The 21,075-nt window shown below is 36.4% G+C and carries 25 protein-coding genes and 1 pseudogene; 22 read left to right on the top strand and 4 right to left on the bottom strand.

Annotation, left to right across the window (positions count from 1 at the left end):
- Nucleotides 1-273 precede the first annotated feature (273 nt).
- From RK02_RS11810 to RK02_RS11750, 13 genes are all read left to right on the top strand, one after another.
- Entirely contained in the window at nucleotides 274-594 is a 321-nt protein-coding gene (locus RK02_RS11810) for a hypothetical protein (RefSeq protein WP_016184465.1), read from the top strand.
- Between the two features lie 245 nt (nucleotides 595-839).
- Entirely contained in the window at nucleotides 840-1,523 is a 684-nt protein-coding gene (locus RK02_RS11805) for a hypothetical protein (protein WP_016184464.1), read from the top strand.
- A gap of 299 nt (nucleotides 1,524-1,822) precedes the next feature.
- Nucleotides 1,823-2,107 (top strand): hypothetical protein, encoded by a 285-nt coding sequence (locus RK02_RS11800; protein WP_016184463.1) that lies wholly within the window; start codon nucleotides 1,823-1,825, stop codon nucleotides 2,105-2,107.
- 5 nt (nucleotides 2,108-2,112) lie between these two features.
- Complete coding sequence (locus tag RK02_RS11795) at nucleotides 2,113-3,471, top strand: sensor histidine kinase (RefSeq protein ID WP_245555726.1); 1,359 nt, start codon at nucleotides 2,113-2,115, stop codon at nucleotides 3,469-3,471.
- Nucleotides 3,472-3,657: 186 nt separating this feature from the next.
- Nucleotides 3,658-4,272 carry a CPBP family intramembrane glutamic endopeptidase gene (locus RK02_RS11790; RefSeq protein WP_016184461.1) on the top strand — a complete coding sequence of 205 codons (615 nt, stop codon included), beginning with the start codon at nucleotides 3,658-3,660 and terminating at the stop codon, nucleotides 4,270-4,272.
- A 17-nt stretch (nucleotides 4,273-4,289) separates the two neighbouring features.
- Nucleotides 4,290-4,478, top strand: coding sequence for a hypothetical protein (locus RK02_RS11785; RefSeq protein WP_016184460.1), 189 nt, complete (start codon nucleotides 4,290-4,292; stop codon nucleotides 4,476-4,478).
- A gap of 43 nt (nucleotides 4,479-4,521) precedes the next feature.
- Nucleotides 4,522-5,241: a LytR/AlgR family response regulator transcription factor gene (locus tag RK02_RS11780; RefSeq protein WP_016184459.1), complete on the top strand. Its 720-nt coding sequence runs from the start codon at nucleotides 4,522-4,524 to the stop codon at nucleotides 5,239-5,241.
- A gap of 40 nt (nucleotides 5,242-5,281) precedes the next feature.
- The gene (locus RK02_RS11775; protein WP_016184458.1) at nucleotides 5,282-5,482 is read left to right on the top strand and encodes a hypothetical protein; all 201 of its coding nucleotides are present in this window, start codon (nucleotides 5,282-5,284) and stop codon (nucleotides 5,480-5,482) included.
- Nucleotides 5,483-5,774: 292 nt separating this feature from the next.
- Complete coding sequence (locus RK02_RS11770) at nucleotides 5,775-5,936, top strand: hypothetical protein (protein WP_245555724.1); 162 nt, start codon at nucleotides 5,775-5,777, stop codon at nucleotides 5,934-5,936.
- Between the two features lie 331 nt (nucleotides 5,937-6,267).
- A complete protein-coding gene (locus RK02_RS11765; protein ID WP_016184456.1) occupies nucleotides 6,268-7,455 on the top strand; it encodes a metallophosphoesterase family protein in 1,188 nt (395 codons plus the stop codon).
- 33 nt (nucleotides 7,456-7,488) lie between these two features.
- Complete coding sequence (locus RK02_RS11760; RefSeq protein WP_016184455.1) at nucleotides 7,489-10,104, top strand: ATP-binding protein; 2,616 nt, start codon at nucleotides 7,489-7,491, stop codon at nucleotides 10,102-10,104.
- 46 nt (nucleotides 10,105-10,150) lie between these two features.
- A complete protein-coding gene (locus RK02_RS11755) occupies nucleotides 10,151-11,095 on the top strand; it encodes a 3'-5' exoribonuclease YhaM family protein (protein WP_016184454.1) in 945 nt (314 codons plus the stop codon).
- A 128-nt stretch (nucleotides 11,096-11,223) separates the two neighbouring features.
- Complete coding sequence (locus RK02_RS11750) at nucleotides 11,224-12,252, top strand: peptidylprolyl isomerase (protein WP_016184453.1); 1,029 nt, start codon at nucleotides 11,224-11,226, stop codon at nucleotides 12,250-12,252.
- Nucleotides 12,253-12,334: 82 nt separating this feature from the next.
- On the opposite strand, the gene RK02_RS11745 is transcribed toward RK02_RS11750, so the two are convergent.
- Nucleotides 12,335-12,598 carry a hypothetical protein gene (locus RK02_RS11745; RefSeq protein WP_016184452.1) on the bottom strand — a complete coding sequence of 88 codons (264 nt, stop codon included), beginning with the start codon at nucleotides 12,596-12,598 and terminating at the stop codon, nucleotides 12,335-12,337.
- Nucleotides 12,599-12,662: 64 nt separating this feature from the next.
- On the opposite strand from RK02_RS11745, the pseudogene RK02_RS12205 reads away from it, so the two are divergent.
- A pseudogene (locus RK02_RS12205) lies at nucleotides 12,663-12,794 on the top strand (SDR family oxidoreductase); the annotation flags it as partial.
- Nucleotides 12,795-12,894: 100 nt separating this feature from the next.
- Here the strand turns inward: RK02_RS12205 and RK02_RS11740 are convergent.
- On the bottom strand, nucleotides 12,895-13,221 hold the full coding sequence (locus tag RK02_RS11740; protein ID WP_016184451.1) for a YtxH domain-containing protein: 327 nt from the start codon (nucleotides 13,219-13,221) through the stop codon (nucleotides 12,895-12,897).
- 12 nt (nucleotides 13,222-13,233) lie between these two features.
- On the bottom strand, nucleotides 13,234-13,662 hold the full coding sequence (locus RK02_RS11735) for an HIT family protein (protein ID WP_016184450.1): 429 nt from the start codon (nucleotides 13,660-13,662) through the stop codon (nucleotides 13,234-13,236).
- Nucleotides 13,663-14,017: 355 nt separating this feature from the next.
- Here RK02_RS11735 and RK02_RS11730 point away from each other — a divergent pair, with 355 nt between their 5' ends.
- The 6 genes from RK02_RS11730 to RK02_RS11705 all read left to right on the top strand — a co-directional run bounded on the left by RK02_RS11730 (nucleotide 14,018) and on the right by RK02_RS11705 (nucleotide 18,479).
- Nucleotides 14,018-14,818, top strand: coding sequence for a VOC family protein (locus tag RK02_RS11730; RefSeq protein ID WP_016184449.1), 801 nt, complete (start codon nucleotides 14,018-14,020; stop codon nucleotides 14,816-14,818).
- 90 nt (nucleotides 14,819-14,908) lie between these two features.
- Complete coding sequence (locus RK02_RS11725; RefSeq protein ID WP_016184448.1) at nucleotides 14,909-15,916, top strand: serine hydrolase domain-containing protein; 1,008 nt, start codon at nucleotides 14,909-14,911, stop codon at nucleotides 15,914-15,916.
- Nucleotides 15,917-15,977: 61 nt separating this feature from the next.
- Nucleotides 15,978-16,928 carry a mannose-6-phosphate isomerase, class I gene (gene manA, locus RK02_RS11720; RefSeq protein ID WP_016184447.1) on the top strand — a complete coding sequence of 317 codons (951 nt, stop codon included), beginning with the start codon at nucleotides 15,978-15,980 and terminating at the stop codon, nucleotides 16,926-16,928.
- 245 nt (nucleotides 16,929-17,173) lie between these two features.
- Nucleotides 17,174-17,632 carry a universal stress protein gene (locus RK02_RS11715; RefSeq protein WP_016184446.1) on the top strand — a complete coding sequence of 153 codons (459 nt, stop codon included), beginning with the start codon at nucleotides 17,174-17,176 and terminating at the stop codon, nucleotides 17,630-17,632.
- Nucleotides 17,633-17,847: 215 nt separating this feature from the next.
- Nucleotides 17,848-18,081 (top strand): hypothetical protein, encoded by a 234-nt coding sequence (locus RK02_RS11710; protein ID WP_016184445.1) that lies wholly within the window; start codon nucleotides 17,848-17,850, stop codon nucleotides 18,079-18,081.
- Nucleotides 18,078-18,479 (top strand): type II toxin-antitoxin system death-on-curing family toxin, encoded by a 402-nt coding sequence (locus RK02_RS11705; protein WP_016184444.1) that lies wholly within the window; start codon nucleotides 18,078-18,080, stop codon nucleotides 18,477-18,479. Before RK02_RS11710 ends, RK02_RS11705 begins: the two co-directional genes overlap by 4 nt.
- A 98-nt stretch (nucleotides 18,480-18,577) precedes the next feature.
- Here the strand turns inward: RK02_RS11705 and RK02_RS11700 are convergent, their stop codons facing one another.
- A complete protein-coding gene (locus RK02_RS11700; RefSeq protein ID WP_016184443.1) occupies nucleotides 18,578-18,949 on the bottom strand; it encodes a hypothetical protein in 372 nt (123 codons plus the stop codon).
- Between the two features lie 140 nt (nucleotides 18,950-19,089).
- On the opposite strand from RK02_RS11700, the gene RK02_RS11695 reads away from it, so the two are divergent.
- Together RK02_RS11695 and RK02_RS11690 are read left to right on the top strand one after the other, a co-directional pair.
- Nucleotides 19,090-19,569 carry a dihydrofolate reductase gene (locus tag RK02_RS11695; RefSeq protein WP_016184442.1) on the top strand — a complete coding sequence of 160 codons (480 nt, stop codon included), beginning with the start codon at nucleotides 19,090-19,092 and terminating at the stop codon, nucleotides 19,567-19,569.
- A gap of 323 nt (nucleotides 19,570-19,892) precedes the next feature.
- Complete coding sequence (locus RK02_RS11690; protein WP_016184441.1) at nucleotides 19,893-21,056, top strand: SAM-dependent methyltransferase; 1,164 nt, start codon at nucleotides 19,893-19,895, stop codon at nucleotides 21,054-21,056.
- The last annotated feature ends 19 nt before the right edge of the window (nucleotides 21,057-21,075 follow it).

The raw sequence follows: 21,075 nt of genomic DNA, 5'->3' as shown, positions 1-21,075 counted from the left end.
TTTATTTGGTTTATTATATTTAGTGTTTGCCATCGTTATTTTAGTACAGACGGCAAGAACAGAAAAAAAGTTTCTATATCTTAATGAACACTTTGTAATTTTTAGCGCTTTAAGCCTTTCAAAGAATTCAATTAGAAATTGGTGTTCCGCGTTCTTTCTAATAGGATAATTTTTCAGCAGATTTGTATCTAAAAAATCATCCATTAGACTGATTTGGCTGGCTGTTGCAAGGTATATACTATCGATAACGATTACTTAAAGAAGGTGTCAAACATGAAAGCGATTTATAAAGATAGAGAAGTTGCAGAGGTTTGGGAAATTAGTCGAACCAGCGAACGACCTGATTGGGTGATTGAGGGCTTTAAAAAGAATTATCTAGTGTGGGTGGATAACAAGTTAAGAATTCTTTTAACAGGATTGAACCCATCAACTAAAGAAATGTTAAAGCTAGGCTCGATGGGTTCGGCTGGCGGTGGCGGCTTCCTTGGCTATGCGATGTATTCAATAGGCTATGAAGGAGACATTATTGACTTCACACATCGCCGCTTGATTTCAAAAAAGAGATTTTTAAAAGAATATACGTTAATTTCTTGAGATAAAGAACTGCTATCTGAATATTAGGGGGTAGCAGTTTATTTGCATTTATTTTTCTATGCGTTGGTGAATGATAGTTAGCTTGCGTGACTAGAGCGTGGTAGGTAAAATATAAAAAGCATTGTTTTCATTCATTGGATAACAGGATGCTACTTTTTATTGTTTATGCTATACGGATAATAATATGGCTTACTAATATTTTGTGCCGATTATTGTAAAGCGATAAATTCATTTGGAGGTAATTTATGGATAGGATTGATGTATTGCTTATTTCACCATTGGGCTGGAGTGAGCATATTTGGGATAAAATAAAGCCTGAATTTAGAGAAAAGAAAATAGAGTATCTGACATTTTTAGATGATTCTTTCTCAGAGATAAAACAAGCTAAAATTGAAGCTACATTAGACGAGAAATTTTCTCGTATGCATGAAGAAAGTATAATCATTGCTGCGTCATTTGGAACAGTAGTCATATTACAATTTTTAGCTACGCATCATGTTTTATGTAATAGGCTCATACTAATTGATGGCTTTGCTGCTTTACCAACTATAACTGAACTTAGCTATTTACAAAATCATCCACAGCCAACGAATTTTTCTAGTAAGGCTGCATATTATGAGTATATGTTGAGTACTGATGAGCAAAATGATGAACAATTACTAACAATTTTAAGTTATAATTTGCTTCCAAATAATCAGGGATATCGGACTGTTTTAAGCAATGAAAAGATGCTGAGCTATTTGGCAAGCTATTCTGGTGTATCAACAAAAAGTAATCTAGAAAATAGCTATGCTAAGATTAAAAAAACAACTATCTTTTCAAGTGAGCCTTTGCCAGTGGATTATCAAGCAATTTCTCTCTCAGATCATTTACTCATGCTAACCAAACCAGAAAAGCTACGGACTATTTTAGCCCAAAATGAGAAGTAATTTGGTTAGATATGAAAATATGGGTATTACCTGCACGAAGAGACTAGGCTAACTAAGAATTATCTTAATTGTAAAAATACTTTTCAACATACTTTATTACTAAAGGCTATCGTCGGGGATAGTTAAGAAAAAAGAATTTACCATTAGTCTGTAAATAATTCAGTTAGGTAAAAAAAGCATTGTGTTAGGTAAAAAAAGCGGAAAAAACAAGCGAACGGTTTATAATCAAACTGTAAGCTTAGCTTGAGAGGGTTATCGAAAGCCTTTGGGGTTAAAAACAGAGTTAGAAGGAATGAATAATGAAAATTAATGAAGCATTAAATATTCGTCAATACAAAATTATTTTGGCAGAGGATACTGAAAAGCTGCCTTTAGATGAATTAAAAGAATTGGGGACTTGGATCAATCCGTTACCCAAGCATTATGTGGTCATGCTACCATCCAATGATTTACCGATTGCTAAGCCGGAAATTTTTGAAAAAGTTTTTAGAGAAAAAACCGGTTTATCTAGTGAAAAAGCACAAATCGAGGCAACATATGGACCGTTTAACTTGCAACGTGCAGTAGAGAAGGAATGGATTTAATCTTGATGATAGTATCTGTTATATTACCAGTAAGTTTATTGCTAGGTTTTTCTATTGGCTATCATTATATTTGGTTGACTATATTTCAGGATATTTCTCAGGTGAAATTTTCAAAATTGACTAGATTTGAAATGATAGCTGTTTATACAATAGTTATTTATATGTTTCTTGATAGTGCTGAACCTAAGCTATTAGGTATTTGTTTATATCCGATTATTAGTTTTGCTTTTCAATTTAAGAAAGAATACCGAAATATCAATAACCTTTCAGCTAAAATTTTTGATTCTTTTTATAGTTATAATCTTGGCTTTTTAATATTTTGGCTCTATGGCTGGATAGTCAAAGCGATGTTGGTTAATCAGCTTTATCATTTTGCTAAACCAGTAGCTGTAGGTATCCTTATGCTTATCGCAGGTATACTGACTATTTTTACGCATAAATGGGTTATTTTTATGAATCCAGCAAAGTCCTATTTAAACTATCCTTTAATAAAAAATAATATTAAAGAAGTAAATATCATTTTATTGATTATTTATTTTGTGACCTTAGTGTCTTATCTGAATGAGGTTACTTCATTAAATAGTGAGGGGATCAGTGAATACGCAAAGTACACTATGTTCATTTTTATTCCCATTTTGCTTATTATATTTTTCTATCTAACCTTTAAATCTCAATTAGCAGCTAAAGAAGAAATTAATCAACTGCAAAAAACGCAATTGGATAACTTAGCTGTATATACAGAAGAAATTGAGAAGATGTACCAGACTTTGCGTGGCTTTCGTCATGACTACCAAAACATTTTGCTTAGTCTACAAGAAAGTATTGATACTAAGGATATTGAACAAATAGAACAGGTTTATCAAGAAATTTTAGCCTCAGAAAATGTTCGCTTGGTTAGACAAATTGAAGCAACCAATATTAATGAATTAGCTAATATTCGTGATTCGGCGATTAAAAGCGTGATGTTTTGGAAAATCACGCAAGCTAGAGATCGAAAAATTGCGGTAGAGGTTGAAATCAAGGAGAAAATTCCTGATTTACCTATGGCTAGTCTGCATTTCATTCGGATTTTCTCTATTTTGATTGATAATGCAATGGAAGAAGCTAAACGCACGGTCAATCCTAGAATTTCTATTGCTTTTTTTGTTAATCAAGGGGATATTGTTTTTGCTATTAGTAACAGTACGTTATTGACTTCAATGAATATTAGCCAATTGAAAAAGCCAGGTTATACAACTAAAGGTAGAAATCGTGGTGTAGGGCTAAGTAACGTAGATGAAATTCTAAAGCAATATGATTTTTGCTATTTAGAAACAGAATTAGCGAATGGTGTGTTTTTACAAACCTTGACGATGGAGGAATAACTAAAAATTCTGAGTATCACCTATAACAATAGACCTGTTGGGTATAAAATTTGGCTAAATAGGTAAAACGTCTTTCAAGGCTTCTATGATATGCTAAGCTTGATTTGTAGGTTAAATAACCCTAAGAATTTTAGAGCTATTTACCTACTGAGCTGAATGACTTTGTATAATTGGAGGCTGTTAATTTTGAAACAATTCAAAAAAATCTTGCTAATGGTAATGCTGATTATTTTATATACCTTTACCAATTTTGAAGTATATTTTAATCTCAGTGCCAAAGCCCTATTTACGCAGCAATGGAAATGGCTAATCATAGATAGCTTGTTTGCTGTACTTCTGTTTATATTAATGCAGATGATTTATAAAAAAATTAGCCAGAAAAATGAAGCAATACCGGTTAAAAATAAGCTTTTGTTAACGCTGATTTTTATGATATTAGCTTTAGGAATTAATTTTATGTTTAGCTATTTGCCGACAACGGCTAATCAGCAAGTGCTTGATACAGCAGCGACTAATACACCCATTTTAGCGGCGGTACAGGTGAGATTGTTTGCACCGATTTTAGAAGAGTTTATTTTTCGTGGGATATTTATGAATTTATTTTTTACTAAAAATACTAATTTTTCGGCATTTTGCAGCATTTTTATCTCGGGATTTCTATTTGGATTCTTACATACTTTTCATTTGGATCTAGCATTAATCATGTATAGCATTATTGGCTGGTTATTGGGAAGTGTTTATTATTATACCAAGGATATCAGGTGTCCAATAGTCATTCATTTACTTTTGAATAATATTTAATTATGAGGAGAAAGGCTATGTTAGAAGATTACAAAATTAAGCTAGAAAAGCAATGGCTAGCTTGGGCGTTAATTATGATTATGACTAGATTAGGTAATAATAGTCCATTAGAAAAATTATGTTTGGCAGTTGCCTCAATTGTCCTAATTGTAAATGTGGTGAGATATTATCGATTAAGTGCGAATCAAGGAAAAAATAAACATTAATTACCTAGTGTCTGTAGGATGAGTATAGAAGGGTAGAAGGAAGATGAAAGTATTTGTACTAGAAGACCATTTGCTGCAGCGCCGGCGAATAGTGCGAATTATAGAAGAATATGCTCAGCGAAAAAAGATAGCAATTGCTTCCTTAGTTGATACGGCAAAGGTAGAGGAGCTGTTACAAAATATTGATTCAGAGGACTTTAATCAAATTTATTTTCTAGATATCGACATCAAGAATGAAACTAAAAAAGGCTTGGAGATTGCACAAGAAATACGAAAGCTAGATAGTCGAGGAACGATTATTTTTGTGACTACACATTCAGAGTTTGCGCCGATTACTTATAAATATAAGGTTAGTGCGCTAGATTTTATTGATAAAAGTGATCCTGAAATGATTAAACGTGTGGAAGAGGCTTTGCAGTATGTTCATGATAAGTATGAAGAAGCTACAGTTAGCGATGACTTTACCTTAGTATTGCCTAAACGAATAATCAAGTTACCCTATAAGGATATTTATTATTTTGAAACAGTTGAAAATCATCGAATCAAGCTCATTGCTAAAAATAAAGTATTGGAATTCTATGGTAGCTTGAGTGAAATTGAGAAAATGGATGAGCGCCTATATCGTTGCCACAAAAGTGCGATTGTCAATATAGTAAACATTTTGGAAGTCAGTCGACAGGGTAATTGCGTGTATTTTGAAAATAATCTTTCGTGTCCAGTCGCCAGAAAATATTTTAAAGGCTTACGAGCAAAATTAGTTTAGAAAATAAAATGAAAAATATATTTTGAAGGAAGAGAATAATATGCTCGAAACATTGGTAGGTCTAGTTCTAGTTATTTTGGGGGGTTATGAATTTTATGCGGTTTTAAAGGCTTTTAAATATACGAAAAAACACGGGAATAAAAATACCTCCCCCTTTTTACCTTTAGGGCTATATAGTGGCACAGTTTTTGGCTTGACCTTAGTAGGCTTTGGCGTGTCATTGATTTTCCATCTAATCTAAAAATTTTTTGTGTATTCATGTAATCAAAATTAGTAAACGATTGAATAGCTAGATTCAGTAAGGCTTTGGTAGAAAATTTGGCAAAATGTAGGCAAAACAATGTTTATACAGGAAAGATTAGTTGCTTATTTTTTCCCAATACAATCTGTGTTTCAGGAAGAAAAATTGACGGTTCAGGAATACTTTCACTACGATTAGTTGTTTTGTGGGATACTATTTTTAGTTAATATTGATTCAGAAGTGTTTTGGGAAAGGATAGTATTAGATGAAAAAGAGGAATGATTTTGCTCAGATGTCAAAAAAATTTCAATGGGCGGTACTAATCGTAGGGTTAATTGCGTTTTTTATATTGCAGCGTTGGTTAGTCAATGCAGTGGATCAATTAATAATGGATGCGGTAAATCATCTGGATCAAGTGGTAGCTGGTTTTGCTCAGGGGTGGGCGAATGGCTGATTATCAATAGCTAAATGAATTTAATTGAGAGTGAGTCAGGAAGTTATTTTCCTGGCTTTTTTAGTGTAGTCAGCTACCTTTGTTCAACGATGCGGTTATTTGATTATTACTTGCTGTAAAAAAATAAAATCAGTCAATTATTGCGTATTTTGATATTGAGCTAGACTAGTTGTGAGGATTCAGTTAAACTTAAGCCAAATTTTACAAAAAAGCGAACAAATTTTCGTATAAAAAATGCTATTTTAGCTATAACATGTTATGATAGAAGCAGTAGAAAAGTCAGATAAATGTAAGACTTTCGCTAATTTCGTTCAGAGAGGATAGATGATCGGTGCGATTTTTACATTGTGCAGATTTACATATTGATCGAGCTTTTGAAGGGTTACCAGAAAGCATTACGATGCAAAATCAGCTCATGCAGGCCAATGAGCAGACGTTACAAAATATTGTTGATTTGGCTTTAGCTGAGCAGGTAGATGCTGTATTGCTGGTGGGCGATACCTTTCATCAAAATATTCCTAGTTTATATATTCAGCATCAATTCAATCAACAGATGCAAAGATTAGCGCAGGCAGAGATTCCAGTGTTTTTGAGCTTTGGTAATCATGATTATTATACACCAGAGCGTTATTGGTTTACTTTTCCTGATAATGTATATGCGTTTACGAGTGAAGCGGTGCAAACCTTTACCTTGCAAACTAAGCATGGAGAAACTTATGCGGTGAGTGGGTTTAGCTATGAGCATCCTTGGCTAGAAAAAGAGATGGTTGCAGCTTTTCCTACGCGAATGGCGGTCGATTATCATATCGGTTTATATCATGGACAGCAAACAGGGAAACGTTATGCACCTTTTCAGCTAACGAGCTTGAAACAAAAGGGCTATGATTATTGGGCGCTAGGGCATATTCATGTACCGACTGTTTTATCGGAGCAAAAGCCAGTGATTCTCTACCCGGGTTGTCCACAGGGGCATACGCGAAAAGAGCAGCAGACAGGTGTGGTTTTAGTCGAGCTAACCAAGCAGGGTTGCCAGTATGCTTATCGAGAAGTGGCGGCGTTGCCTTTTAAGCAGATAACTATTTCTCTAAAGGATGTTTTAGAGCAAAGGGCGGTGCCACCTGTTTTAATGCAAACTTTACAGACCGTATCTTCTGGGTTATATCAAATTCGCTTGACCGATACTGCGGCATTACCGGAGCAATGGCTGCAAGCAAGTAACCAAGCAGAGTTATTGCAGCATTGTAATTGGCAATTGAGTCAGCAAAATCAAGCGATTTATGTTTATGATTGTATAGAAGAAAATGAAGTGGCAAGCTTTTATCCGTTGTTAACCGAAGAGGATTATCAAAAATTAATCACTGAAGCGCCAAAAGAAGCACTAGAACAATTATTGATCAATCGCTTGGGTGCAGTGAATCATTTAGGACAGTGGGCAGCAGAAAGCTTTGATGAGATTTATCAGGCTTATCTCAAAGAATTAAAAAAATACCTTCAAAATACTCCTACTAGCTTGGACTAGTAAATCGAAAAATTTAAGCAAAGGATACAAGTGATGAAAATACTTCGAGTAGAAATTGCGGGATTTGGCAAGTATCGTGATTTTCATTTTGATTTTACGACTGGCAATCAACTGCTTTATGGTGCAAATGAAGCAGGCAAATCAACGCTTTATCATTTTATTTTGGCGATGCTTTTTGGCTTTCCGAAAAAAAGCAAGCGAAAAAGAGATTATACGCCGGAAAATCATAGTCAATATGGTGGACGGTTGTTTATCGAGCATAATCAGCAAACCTTTTGTATTGAGCGCTATAAGCTAGTGAATCGTGGAAAGGCGCAAATTACGTCTGGCAATCAGCAGTATAGTGAAGAAGCGTTTTACCAACTCATTCGGCCACTTAATGAAGCTTTGTTTAGACAGGTGTTTACCTTTGAGCAGGAGCAATTAAACGATTTGGCTCATTTGGAGGCAAAAGCCTTGCAGTCCGCCTTAGTTTCGCTGGGGATTACGGGGAGTCAGCAGTTATTTCAGCAGGTGAGCGCCTATGAAAAGGAAAATCAAAAGATCTATGCAGATCGTGGCCAAAAGCTACCAATTAATCAAAAGCTAGCGGAATACGATCAGCTAGCGCAAACCATTGCCGTAGCAGAACAGCAGCAGGCAGCTCTAGCTAAGGAGTACCAACAATTACAACAATACAAAGACGAGCAGGCCCAGCTTTTAGCTAATCAGCAGGCTTTATTAGAAAAAAAGCAAGCCTATCAGCAACAGCAGCTCCATTTTGCCTTATATGAGGAGTATCAGGAGCTACAAAAACAGCCGTTGACGGTGGTGGATGCTCAGGATATGCAGGATTTACAGCATTTTTATCAAGCATACAGTCAATTACAGGAGCAGATTCAGCACAACGAAGCTAAGCTGGCTAAGCTAGAGCAAGGGCAGCGTTCCCAACGCTATTTGTTTTTCTTAGAGCATGAAGCGGCTATCTATCAGCTATTAAAGGATGAAGCGCAGGTTTATCAAGCAACCACTGAAAATGAACGTCTAAAGCAACGATTGCAGGTAACCCAACAGGCCTTAGCCAAGCTGCCAGCAACTACGCTAGCTAGCGAGGCGGTAAATGCGGATGATTTAACTAAATTACGCCAAAGTGAACAGGAATTAGCGTTACTGGCTGACCGTAGTGCTTATCTTGAACAGCAAAAGCTGCAAGCTGAGACGACTTTGAACCAATTTGAGGCGGCTCATCCCGAAATTTTTCAAACGACAGCTCCTAAACCAGCTTATCTGGGAATACTTAGTTTGGTATTCTTGGGTTTAGCTAGTGTGATTAGCTTTTTCTTTCAACCGTGGCTTTCATTGCTATTTGTGGTAGCAGCGCTTGTCGTGGGTGGTTATCATTATTATAGACAGCAGCAAAAGCAGCCTGGTGATTTGAAGCCCTTGTGGCAACAGCATTTGCAGGCTTTGGATGAAGTGAGTGACCAATATCAGCAAATCGTTGAGCAATATGCGCGCGCTAAGCAAAAAAATGCCCAGCTTCGACAGCTTTTACCGACTGATTGGCAAGAGCAAACGGTGGAGCAACTAGCTATTTTGGTTCAAGAAGCCAGCTATCAAGTACAAGAAAAGGCGCGGCTGATGGATCAACAGGCGCAATTACAGGCTGAATTGAATCAGCAGGCAGCACGCTTAGCACATTTCCAACAAGCCTGCAGTCCTTATTATGAATGGCTGGCGATTGCTAAGCTGCCTGTACTAGAGCAATATCAGCAATTACGTAGCTTTTATGAAGAACTGCAAGCCGAAAAATTACAACGCTCGCAGCAGCCGGTGACCCAAATTGCCGAAGCCCTGCGTTTAGCTCGTCAAGAAGTGGAACGGTTATTTACTCAGCAAAAACCGCTATTACAAAAATATCAGATTGAACAAATGACTGATTTACCTTTATGGTTTCGCCAGCAAGCCACTAAGCAAAAAATGGCGCAGCGCTTATTAGAGCTAAAGCCGATTGTTGCGCCTTTATTTAAGCAACCAATCACTAAAGCGCAATTACAGCAAAAGCTTGAAGCAGTCAATCAACAGCTCACTCAAAGCCAACAAGCGATTACGGAGCAATTAAAGCAAATAACGCAAATTGAGTTGACGATTAAACAGCAAAGCAATGACCGGAGCCTTTTAGAATTGTATCAAAAGCAAAGTCAATTAAAGTTTGAAATTGTACAATTACTAAAACAATGGAGTGTGAATTATCTGGTTAGCTACCAGCTTCAAAGCTTTGCCAAGCACTTATCACAAGATCAGCTACCACAGCTCTTGCAGCTAGCTAGTGAATACTTGGCGATTTTATCGAATCAAGCTCATCAGCAATTAAGTCTACAATCAACGGAATTACAGCTAGATAATCAAGCGCTGTACCAATTATCTACCGGCACCAAGGATCAGCTAATCATGGCTTTACGCTTTGCTTATTTAGCGCTGCAATTACCGACTGTGCTTTGTCCGATTATCGTGGATGACGGCTGGCTCCATTATGATTCAAAACGCAAAAAAGCTTTAGCCCAATTATTTCAACGTTTTGGCAAAAATTATCAAGTAATTTGTTTGTCTTCAGATAAAGAAATGGTAAGCTATTATCAGGAGCTAAACGAAAAGGTTCATACATTATAGAAAAGGATGTGAATCTGATTGCTTAAGGATAAGTAATCAAGCCGATATGAAAAAAATCAAAGAATATCAAGTCGATGAAGAAATGCAATTATTTACTTTAATTAAAAATGCAGATGTTCGCATGGCGAAAAATGGCAAGAAGTTTATTGCCTTTACCTTTCAGGACACCTCTGGAACCATTGATGGTAAATTTTGGGATGCTTCAGAAGAAGAAATTCAAAAATTTGAAGCAGGTAAAGTGGTGTTTTTAAACGGTAAAAGAGAGCTTTACCAAGGAAATCCACAGGTGAAGATTTTGCATCTGCGCCTAGCTAAATTAGAAGAGCCCTGTGATCCACAGCTATATATGGAAAAAGCGCCTATTAAAAAAGAAGAGATGGAAGCAGAAATCCAGCAGATTCTTTTTGAAATTACGAATCCTAACTGGAACCGCATCGTCCGCTATTTATTAAATAAATATCAAAAAGCCTTTTTTGAATACCCAGCAGCTAAACGAAATCATCACGCCTTTGCTGGTGGCTTGGCTTTTCATACATTATCTATGCTACGGATTGGTAAGGCGTTGGTGCGTGAATACCATGAGTTAAATGCCTCGTTACTTTATGCGGGAATTATTTTGCATGACTTGGGTAAGGTTTTAGAGTTAAGCGGGGCGATGACTACCGAGTACACGCTTGCTGGTAATTTAATCGGTCATTTGGTGTTGGTGGATGAAGAGATTACGCAAGCCTGCCTCGCCTTAAAAATTGATCAAAGCCGTGAAGACATTATCGTATTGAAGCACATGGTCTTGGCACATCATGGTTTATTAGAATATGGTTCGCCCGTTCGACCAAAGATTATGGAAGCCGAAATTCTTCATCAAATTGATAATATCGATGCGTCTATGCAAATGATGCTCACCTCTATTCGCCAAACGACACCAGGGGAATATACTGATCGCATTTTTGGCTTAGATAATCGTAATTTCTATGTTCCTAAAGAAGTGTAATGCTCACCTGAAATAACGAATTTGATTATGAAATTTTTATGAATTCTCTATTTTCATCACAACTTTTATCTAATTTGTGGTATAGTTAGGGGTGTGAACTCGAAAAAATTTTAGGAGTGTATTTTTACATGAAGAAAAAAGCTTTATTAGCCACTTTGGCAGCTGTTAGTGTACTTGGTTTAGCAGCATGTTCAAATGGCTCTAACCAAACCATCGCCTCAATGAAAGGCCAAACAATTACTGTGGAAGACTTCTACAATGAAATCAAATCTAACTCTACTAGCCAAAGCGTTGTTCGTAGCATGATTATCTATGATGTATTTACGAAAGCTTATGGCGATAAAGTAACTGATAAAGAAGTCGATGCAAAATACAAAGAGCAAGCTAAACAATATGGTGATACTTTTGAATCACAATTAAAAGCAGCTGGTTATACAAAAGCAAGCTTTAAGAAAACGATTCGTCAACAATTAGCACTTGATGAAGGCTTACGTGCTCACGTAAAATTAACAGATGCTGACTACAAGACTGCTTGGGAATCTTTCCACCCAGAAGTAACAGCGCAATTAATTCAAGTATCAACTGAAGACGAAGCGAAAACAGTGATTGCTGATGCCCAAAAAGACGGTGCTGATTTCAGCAAAATTGCTAAGGAAAAATCTCTAGCAAGCTCAGCGAAAAAAGGTGGCGAAGTGAAATTCTCTTCAACAACAACTGATGTGCCTTCAGAAGTGAAAACAGCAGCCTTTGCCTTGAAGAATGGTGAAATTTCGACTACACCAATTGCAGTAACTGATAGCTCAACTTACCAAACAACTTACTATGTGGTGAAAATGGTGAAAAACCAAGCCAAAGGTAACGACATGGATAAGTATAAGAAAGAATTAAAACAAATCGCTATCGATAATAAATTAAATGATTCTACTTTTGTAACGAAAGTCATCGGTCAAGAATTGAAGAAAGCGAATGTGAAGATTAAAGACAAGACCTTTGCAGATGTATTGACTACTTACATGGATGCTACTAAGACTTCATCAAGCAGCTCAAGCAAGAAATCTTCATCTTCTTCAAGCAAATCAGAATCAAGCACTTCTTCAACTGAAGCAAGCAGCTCAAGCACAGAAGCATCTTCTAGCTCAACATCTGAATCTAAATAATGATTGATTAGAAAATAGTGCTGACGAAAAAGTTTTAAAACAAAAAAATCGAAGGAATCTTTAATAGATTTCTTCGATTTTTTTAGTCTAAATGGTCATTTTTTCTTTTTTTAACCAAAGCGTAGATACCTTCAAGAAGAAAATACACATATACTGCCAAAAAAACTAGGGCGAAAACTTGTAGCTTTTTTCCAAGCTCGTAGTTAATTGTTCCTTCCTGCATTAAATAATCTATTTGTTGTGGTGTTAAATCTTTGGGGTTTACGGGAAGGAAATTGACAGATAAAAGTGTGCCGATTAGTCCCAAAATAATTGCCATACACAAAAGAAGTGAGCGCTTTTTCATGCTATGAACCCTCCTATTTACACTAACCTTCTACACATGTTTCATCTATTTTTTAATATAATGCTCACCAATTGAGTCTCTGATTCGACCAGAGGAAATTGCTCGTTTAGCTGTCTTTGTGGCCAGTCCTTATGCTACGGCGTTTTCAGGAGCAGCCCTTCGAGTAGATGGTGGCCTAGTTCCGACTATTTTCTAGCGCTAAAGCATTCTTGTCTCACTGATTGCCTATTTAAAGCAAAAAAGAACAGATTGTATCTGGTATCAGGTAAATCTGTTCTTTTTATTGAGCTGTAACCTTATTTTCCAAGATGTTTTTGCAGGGTACTTACCTGTTCTTTGATGCGCTCAATTCGTGGCTTAGTTTGAAATTGAAACTTTTCAATATCTTTAGCCAAGGATTCTTGAAATTCAGGGACCAATGTTTGTACGGTTTCGGTAAGTCGTTGCTGTTGTTGTGTAAATTCCTGATAACTATCTTTGACATCGGCGATTTTTTCAGTTGTTGCTTTGAGCTGAGCTTTTAATTCTTCACGTTGCGTTTTACCTGGTTTTTTAGTAGTGAATAAGGTGATTAATCCACCAATCGTTGAACCAACGAGCAAGCCTTTCATAAATCCCTTCATTGTCTATCCCTCCTAGGCTTCAAACTGTGCTTGAATACGTTTGGCGATTGCGCTAAGTAATTCAGGGTTGTACTGATCTGTATGATTGCCAAAGTGCATAGAGAAATCATCATGCTGACTATAACGTGGAATCAGATGAATATGTGAATGAAAGACCGTTTGATAGGCGACTTCTTTGTTATTGTTGATAATATTTAAGCCTTGCATTTCTGGATAGGCTGCTTGTAGCGCTTTAGCAATCTTTGGCACCCGCGCAAATACCTCGCTAGCTAATGCTTCGTCGTATTCAAAAATATCCTGTGCATGCTTTTTTGGAACGATGAGGGTATGCCCAGGTGTTACCTGACTGATATCTAAAAAGGCATAGACAACCTCGTCTTCATAAATTTTATAACTAGGAATCTCTTGGTTGATGATTTTACAAAAAATACAATTATCCATAAATGAAACCTCCTTTTATTTAACTCTACTTTAACATATTTTTAGCATAATCGTTAGTAAAGAATCAGAATATTTGCTGGATTGAGTTGTTCACCTTTAGATTATTTATTTTTTCTTATTTTTTTGAGAAAGTGATAAATAATCATTGATAGAATATATTTAATTTTATGTATATTGCTGATATATAAATATTTATAATAATTTTTCGTTTCGGAGATAGTTATATAAAATTTTAAAGATTCAATTTGGAAAAATGAAAGGCTTGTGATTAATTGATTTTTAGCCTCATATTTCTTGCGATAATTGCTATTTCTAAGTAAAATAATTGGGGATAATATAGGGAGGAATTGACAGTATGTCTTTATTTAGTTTTGATCCATCGGCGCAATTAAGTGTGGTAGCTTTGCGGGTAAAAGATCGAGATCGTATGATTGATTTTTATTGTAAGATGTTAGGCTTTAAATTAAAAACAGAGGAAAATGAATTGGCTATTTTAGCCGCCGCTGATGCGAATAATGAGCGCATTTGGCTGGAAGAATCACCACGAGCAAAAGAGCATTTCGGTGAGGTAAAACGGTTAAATCATTATCATATCGAGGTGCCAAGTTTAGCTGAGTTAGCAGCAGTTTATTCACGTTTAGTCCATGCTGAATATCCAATTATTGATGCTGATTTTACCTCTGAAAATTGCAGCTTTACAATTATCGATCCGGAAGAAAATCGTTTAGTATTAAGTACGACTGAAGCGATTAAAATGGATGAGGCTTCTTTATTAACTGGCGCTAATCCAGCTTTACCTTTGTCAAGTGGCGCACGAATTTCAGGCTTAGGCTTGCATGCCTTGGATGTAAATGAAGAATGTCGATTCTTGAAGGAAACACTAGGCTTTGATTTTAATGCGCAGCAAGTGGCTAGCCAAGCGTTAGTGGATGGTTCCTTCCATTTGTCAGTTGTTGCTAGTGATACGGAAAATGTGAAAGTACCTAGTCATCAAATTTTAGGCTTAGACTTTTTAAAATTTACATTAACGGATGAACAATTTGAACGCTTAATCGAGCATTTAGTCAGTCAGCAACAGGAATACTATTTAGATAGCAAAAAACGAATTTTAACCATCTATGATCCAGTAGGGGTAGAATGGTGGTTTTTACGTTAAACAGGCGATCGAGTAGAGTATTACCATGTTCATTGTGAAGATGGTTGGCTTTACTCGATTTTTTTGTTATTGAGAGGAATGTAGGAATAGATGTATACAAAAACAAGACAGACAATTCATCAATTTTTAAAACAGGGCGTTTTTTCTGGTGTAAATTATTGGTTATTTGATCAAGGAAAAATCATAAGCGAGAGTATCGGACAAATGGCTGTTTTACCAAAGACTGAGCCAATGGATGAGCAAGCATTATTTGATGTGGCTTCCTTAACCAAGGTGGTTTGTACGACGAGTGTTTTACTGAAGCTTTATGAACAAGGTCAGCTTGATTTTGACCGGCCTTTAAAAAGCTATTTACCCACCTTTCAGGATGAGCGCATAACGATTAGACATCTACTCACGCACACCGCAGATATTCAAACCTATATTCCTAATCGTGACCAGCTCACCGCCGAACAGCTTCGTGCGGCTTATTTAACTATGCAGGCTGGCCAGCAATTAGGTCAAGTCGTGAAGTATACAGATGCAGGGACGATTTTGCTAGGCTTTATGCTAGAAGAAATCTACCAGCAACCAGTTACCACGATTTTTAAGCAGGTTGTATTAACGCCACTAAGTATGCAAGCTAGTGGTTTTCCACCCAAGCTTAGTAATTTACCGATTGTGCCTACTGAGCAGTTAGCTAGTGGAGAAATTTTAAGAGGAATGACGCATGATCCTAAGGCGCGCGTTTTGGGTAACCATGCGGGTAATGCTGGTCTATTTACGAATATGGATGATTTGATTCGTTTTTGTAAAATGTATTTGGATTTTGGAGGCAATTACTTACAGGAATCGACTGTTCGGATGCTTTTACAAGATCAAACGCCAACTGGTAGTGGGGGTCGGTCATTAGGTTGGGATTTAAAAGGAGCAAGCGAGCAAGCCTTTTTATTTCATACGGGTTATACAGGGACTTTTTTGGCAATTGATCCATTAGCACAGCAAGCTTTTCTTTTTTTATCGAATCGGGTGCATCCAGTTGATCATCGGCAAGCTTATATCAATAAGCGAGATGAATTATTAGCCATTTATCAGCAAGAAAAAACACAGAATAGCTAGTAAAAAGCCTAGTCATTTATGCTATAATGGAAACGATTAATTTGAAAGGGGCAGTTCTGTAATGCAAGAACCTTTATTTATGCAACCAGTATTTCAAGAAAAAATATGGGGAGGCAATCGGCTAAATACGGTCTTTGGCTTTGAGCTACCTAGTGATAAAATTGGAGAAGATTGGGCCATTAGTGCACATCCACATGGGAAAAGTGTTATCCTAAATGGTCCTTATCAAGGAATGACCTTGGATCAACTATGGGCAGAACATCAAGAATTGTTTGGGCATCAAAGCGAAGAGGTTTTCCCATTATTGATTAAAATTTTAGATGCTGAGGATGATTTATCGGTGCAAGTCCATCCCGATGATGCCTATGGTAAACAACATGCTGGCGAGTTAGGGAAGACTGAATGCTGGTATATTATTGATGCCAATCCAGGCGCTGAAATTATTTATGGACACCATGCTCAAACCAAAGAAGAATTAACGCAGATGATTCAAGAGGGCCGCTGGGATGATTTATTGAAGCGTGTTCCGGTGAAAAAAGGCGATTTCTTCTTTGTTCCAAGTGGCACGATTCATGCTATTGGTAAAGGAATTATGATTTTAGAAACCCAACAAAGCTCAGATACGACTTATCGAGTATATGACTATGATCGTAAAGATGATCAAGGCAATACCCGTGAATTACACATTCAGCAATCGATTGATGTAACGACGGTCCCTGCGGTAACACCACAGTTAGCGGTGAAAGAAGTACGCAAGGGTAACAGTGCAGTAACGACTTATTTAGAAACTGAATTTTTCAATGTTTATGAATGGCAGGTCAAAGGAGAATTAACGATTGCTGCCAAGGGTCCATATACTTTGATGACAGTAATTGAAGGTTATGGCTATTTAGTTGTAGGTGACAAGGAATACGAATTGAAGATGGGCACGAGCTGTATTTTGCCAAACGAAATAAAAGAATGGCAAATTAAAGGTGATGTGAAAATCATCGCTTCCGATACAGCAAAATAAGGAGAGTTTACACCTAAACGTTTAAAGTAGGAACAAACGTTTAGGTGTATTTGCATATAAAATTGTCCTCAGCATACTTTGGATAACTGCCACATTTTAAAATTTTTATATGATCAATCGAAGTTTATTCTTTTAGCAATGATAAATCCGAACGAATCAGAAAAAAATTAAATAGTCAAGGTAATTTGTTGTTGAATTCGGTGATAATAGGTATAAAATAAAGTCATAAGAAAGAAGGGATAACAATGGCAGATTATCGTAGAATTTTAATACCAGTAGATGGTTCAATTTTAGCTGACTTAGCTTATCAAAAAGCCAAACGTTATGCGATGCAAACCAATGCACGTTTGATTGTACTTTCGGTAGTGGATACTTCTGGTATTGCAATGCATGATTACGGCGGTGGCTTTGAAATTGATCCTTTGATGGCAACTGCTAAAGAATTTTTAGACGATTATGCAGAAGATGCAGCGAAAGATCAAGTAAGTTGTGAAACAATTTTAGAAGTTGGTAGTGCCAAAAATGCTATTTTGGAAATTGCTAAAGATCAAAATATCGATTTAATTATGATGGGAGCAAGTGGTACAAACTCCTTTACCCGTTTATTTATCGGTTCAACCACTGATTTTATCGTGCAAAATGCAAATGTGGATGTTTTTGTCGTCAAAACCCATATGGATAATACGACACGTCCAACCCACTAATTTTGAACGTATCAAGTTTTTGTAATTGTTTACTTGAAAGAAAGCTAGGTCACATCGACTTAGCTTTTTTCGTACGCTTTGAAATTATTTAAAAAAAAGGTAGAGTAATTGGGAAGCTTTAGCGAACAATACACGCTCTTGCTGTAGATAGTGCTATTTGTAATTATGCAAAGGCTCTATTATACTGAGGGAAATAAAGTAAGGAGGGAACAGCTATGATTGTTAAATCTAGGAAACAAGAGGGTTGCTTGGTGCTTCCTATTCCAAGCTATCTGAATATTCCAGAGGGAGCTGAATATGAGGTGAGCCTTTCCGAAAAGGGTGAGTTGATTTTTTCGCCTGTTGTAAATATCCAAGGAGAATTTGTAACAAATGATGAGCTATCTGTTATAACGGAGGATATTTTTAAAGAATACGATGATGTTTTTAGAGAGTTGGTGGATAAATGACAAAGTATTTGACAGAAAAACAGGTGGTCCTTAGTAATCAAAGAGTAATTGAGCATTATTCACCATTAGAACATTCTAGGCTGGTTAGCTCATCAGCTTTAAATATGATTGCCAACTTACCTGAGCAGTATGTTTTTGGAAAAGAATTATATCCAACTTTAATAGAGAAGGCGGCAGTTATCTTTGTTCATTTGGTTAAAAAACATGCTTTTGAAAACGCTAATAAAAGGACAGCGGTATTTGTTTTGATAGCCTTTTTAAAGCTGAATCATGTAAAGTTGGTAGTGCGTACGCAAGAACTAGTTGATTTTACGGTTTTGGTAGCTGTTAATCCGTTAACAGACGAAAGCTTTAAGGGATATTGTGAATGGTTAAATGAGCGAACTGAGCCGTTGTAAGTAAGTCGACAATCAATGATTTAGTAGCAAAAGCGCTTAGATGGATTCTTTGACGCAAGTGAGATTGAGCAAAAATATAGGTTAACTATGTTACTTGCTCAATCACTACTTTGTTCATCTTGCCAAACATAATCAGCAAAATATTTGGCGATGATTGCTTCCTGACTACAATCAAAATCATCAGCAAAATAACGACTATAGACCTCAATCGGAGTTTTAAGTGGCACAGAAATATCCTCTGCTAATGCAAATACATCGATAATTTTTATTACTTTCCAAACAACTTCTGTGCCATCAGCGACAGGATAAGCTTCTTCTTTTAGGTGCTGTTGACAGTAATTGATAATCGTAGCGTAACTGGGTTTTTCTGGTAATTGGACTAAAACAATCCGATGCTCATAGCTTTTTCGAGGCTGCTTGGTTTGTGCATCAAAAGCTTCAAATAATAAGCTAAGTGAGAAATACGCCATTTATTTATCCCCTTTTAAACGATTTATTTTTATTTTAGTGAATCATTTGGATGAAGTCTATAGCATAGGGCTTGATAAGTAGTTCCTTTCTTTCGTTTTTTTCGTTATAATGAGCGTATGTTAAAAAAGGAGTTGGTAACATGATTACTGCAATTTGGGCGCAGGATAGGAATGGATTAATCGGTAAAGATGGCTTGTTGCCTTGGAAATTGCCGAATGATTTAAATTTTTTTAAAAGCCAAACAATGAATGGTACGTTGGTTATGGGACGTAAAACATATGAAGGATTAGGCAAACGCTCTAAAGCCTATAAAAAAATTTATGTTTGTACGCGCCAAACGGATATTCCTTTATTTGAGAATGCTGAGCTGATTCATTCACCTCAAGAGGTATTATCTGTAGACAATCTGCATATTGGTGGTGGTGGCGATATTTTTCGTTTGTTTTTACCTTATACTGATGTGATTTATCGTACCTTAATTGATGCAGAATTTACGGGAGATGCTTATATCGGCGAAATTGACTTTAGTGACTTTGAATTGGTTGAAGAAACGCCAGGTGTGATGGATGAAGAAAATATTTATCCGCATGTCTTTCAAAAGTGGGTTCGTAAAAAATAATTTTTGATGCAAAATGAATCATAGAAAGCCTCGCTCTATGGTTGATTTTGTATTTTTTTACACATATCATTTGTTAAATTTACCTATTTCGTGGTAAAGTAAGTTATCCGGATAATTTGAAGATAATAGCCAAAGTACTATCTTTCTTCAATAATTGATGCACCAATTTCTCCTCTCTTTTTACACATCCTTAACAATCTTAAAAAATAATTAGCCTCGTAGAAATGCATTTCTACTTTTTCATGTAATGAATTCTTCTCAAATCTTTTTTGTAAATCTCCCAGTATACTGAATAACCAATGAATCGTTAGGAAGTTGAAAGTATGTTAGAACAAAATGTAATGATTCCTTTTTTGAAAAAATTTGATCAATACCCTTTTCGGATTATGATAAATAATCATGAATACATCATTGGTCAAGGTCAACCAGAATTTACTGTTCATTTTAATCGAACAATTCCCGTCAAGTCATTAGTCACTAGCACCTCGCTTGCGCTGGGGGAAGCTTATATGGATAAGACCTTAACGATTGATGGCGACTTATACTATGCTTTGGATCATTTTTTAGGTCAAATGGATAAGTTTTCGACCGATCAATCGGCATTAAAAAAATTAATTTTTACCTCAGTGGCGAAAAATAATCAGCAAAAGGAAGTTCAAAGTCACTATGATATTGGTAATGACTTTTATCAATTGTGGTTAGATGATACATTGAGCTATTCTTGCGCCTATTTTAAACATCCTGAAGATAGTCTTTATCAAGCACAGGTGAATAAGATGGATTATATTTTAGAAAAATTAGCCTTAAGACCAGGGATGGAATTGCTAGATATTGGCTGTGGCTGGGGCTTTTTATTAATTGAAGCAGCTAAAAAATATGGTGTAAAGGGAACAGGAATTACACTAAGTCAAGAACAATATCGTATGGCAAATGAAAGGATAAGGCAGGAAAACCTTGAAGATTTAGTACGTGTCGAGTTATTAGATTATCGCGATTTAGCGAATCGTTCGTATCAGTTCGATCGTGTGGTTAGTGTGGGAATGTTAGAGCACGTTGGTCGTGATAATTATGCTTTATTTATTGATTGTGTGAAGCAGGTCTTGAAGCCAGGTGGTTTATTCTTATTACATTTTATCAGTGGGCTAAAAGAACACCCTGGTGATGCTTGGATTAAAAAATACATTTTCCCAGGTGGTGTGATTCCTTCTTTACGAGAAATCTTGAGTGATGCCGCTGAGCAAAATTTCCATACATTGGATGTGGAAAATCTACGGTTACACTACAATAAAACGTTACTTTGCTGGCAGGATAATTTCAATCAACATCGTCAAGAAATCCTAGCGATGTTTGATGAACGCTTTGTGCGGATGTGGGAATTGTATCTAGCCAGCTGTGCAGCCGCTTTTCACAATGGTGTGGTGGACATCCATCAAATTTTATTTTCCAAGGGGATTAATAATGAGCTGCCACTGGTTCGTTGGTATTAGTTGCCGTAAGGGTAAGCTT

The sequence above is a fragment of the Enterococcus columbae DSM 7374 = ATCC 51263 genome, from assembly GCF_000406925.1.
In the GTDB taxonomy this organism is placed as follows: Bacteria; Bacillota; Bacilli; order Lactobacillales; family Enterococcaceae; genus Enterococcus_E; species Enterococcus_E columbae.
The sequence above is the reverse complement of the archived record's forward strand: the minus strand, read 5'-3'. Positions and strand labels throughout refer to the sequence as shown.

What these genes read in the sequence shown, in the direction of transcription:
- RK02_RS11810 (WP_016184465.1), top strand. Translation starts at nt 274, where the DNA reads ATGAAAGCGATTTATAAAGATAGAGAAGTTGCAGAGGTTTGGGAAATT.
- RK02_RS11805 (WP_016184464.1), top strand. Translation starts at nt 840, where the DNA reads ATGGATAGGATTGATGTATTGCTTATTTCACCATTGGGCTGGAGTGAG.
- RK02_RS11800 (WP_016184463.1), top strand. Translation starts at nt 1,823, where the DNA reads ATGAAAATTAATGAAGCATTAAATATTCGTCAATACAAAATTATTTTG.
- RK02_RS11795 (WP_245555726.1), top strand. Translation starts at nt 2,113, where the DNA reads ATGATAGTATCTGTTATATTACCAGTAAGTTTATTGCTAGGTTTTTCT.
- RK02_RS11785 (WP_016184460.1), top strand. Translation starts at nt 4,290, where the DNA reads ATGTTAGAAGATTACAAAATTAAGCTAGAAAAGCAATGGCTAGCTTGG.
- RK02_RS11780 (WP_016184459.1), top strand. Translation starts at nt 4,522, where the DNA reads ATGAAAGTATTTGTACTAGAAGACCATTTGCTGCAGCGCCGGCGAATA.
- RK02_RS11775 (WP_016184458.1), top strand. Translation starts at nt 5,282, where the DNA reads ATGCTCGAAACATTGGTAGGTCTAGTTCTAGTTATTTTGGGGGGTTAT.
- RK02_RS11770 (WP_245555724.1), top strand. Translation starts at nt 5,775, where the DNA reads ATGTCAAAAAAATTTCAATGGGCGGTACTAATCGTAGGGTTAATTGCG.
- RK02_RS11760 (WP_016184455.1), top strand. Translation starts at nt 7,489, where the DNA reads ATGAAAATACTTCGAGTAGAAATTGCGGGATTTGGCAAGTATCGTGAT.
- RK02_RS11755 (WP_016184454.1), top strand. Translation starts at nt 10,151, where the DNA reads ATGAAAAAAATCAAAGAATATCAAGTCGATGAAGAAATGCAATTATTT.
- RK02_RS11750 (WP_016184453.1), top strand. Translation starts at nt 11,224, where the DNA reads ATGAAGAAAAAAGCTTTATTAGCCACTTTGGCAGCTGTTAGTGTACTT.
- RK02_RS11745 (WP_016184452.1), bottom strand. Translation starts at nt 12,598, where the DNA reads ATGAAAAAGCGCTCACTTCTTTTGTGTATGGCAATTATTTTGGGACTA.
- RK02_RS11740 (WP_016184451.1), bottom strand. Translation starts at nt 13,221, where the DNA reads ATGAAGGGATTTATGAAAGGCTTGCTCGTTGGTTCAACGATTGGTGGA.
- RK02_RS11735 (WP_016184450.1), bottom strand. Translation starts at nt 13,662, where the DNA reads ATGGATAATTGTATTTTTTGTAAAATCATCAACCAAGAGATTCCTAGT.
- RK02_RS11730 (WP_016184449.1), top strand. Translation starts at nt 14,018, where the DNA reads ATGTCTTTATTTAGTTTTGATCCATCGGCGCAATTAAGTGTGGTAGCT.
- RK02_RS11725 (WP_016184448.1), top strand. Translation starts at nt 14,909, where the DNA reads ATGTATACAAAAACAAGACAGACAATTCATCAATTTTTAAAACAGGGC.
- manA (WP_016184447.1), top strand. Translation starts at nt 15,978, where the DNA reads ATGCAAGAACCTTTATTTATGCAACCAGTATTTCAAGAAAAAATATGG.
- RK02_RS11715 (WP_016184446.1), top strand. Translation starts at nt 17,174, where the DNA reads ATGGCAGATTATCGTAGAATTTTAATACCAGTAGATGGTTCAATTTTA.
- RK02_RS11710 (WP_016184445.1), top strand. Translation starts at nt 17,848, where the DNA reads ATGATTGTTAAATCTAGGAAACAAGAGGGTTGCTTGGTGCTTCCTATT.
- RK02_RS11705 (WP_016184444.1), top strand. Translation starts at nt 18,078, where the DNA reads ATGACAAAGTATTTGACAGAAAAACAGGTGGTCCTTAGTAATCAAAGA.
- RK02_RS11700 (WP_016184443.1), bottom strand. Translation starts at nt 18,949, where the DNA reads ATGGCGTATTTCTCACTTAGCTTATTATTTGAAGCTTTTGATGCACAA.
- RK02_RS11695 (WP_016184442.1), top strand. Translation starts at nt 19,090, where the DNA reads ATGATTACTGCAATTTGGGCGCAGGATAGGAATGGATTAATCGGTAAA.
- RK02_RS11690 (WP_016184441.1), top strand. Translation starts at nt 19,893, where the DNA reads ATGTTAGAACAAAATGTAATGATTCCTTTTTTGAAAAAATTTGATCAA.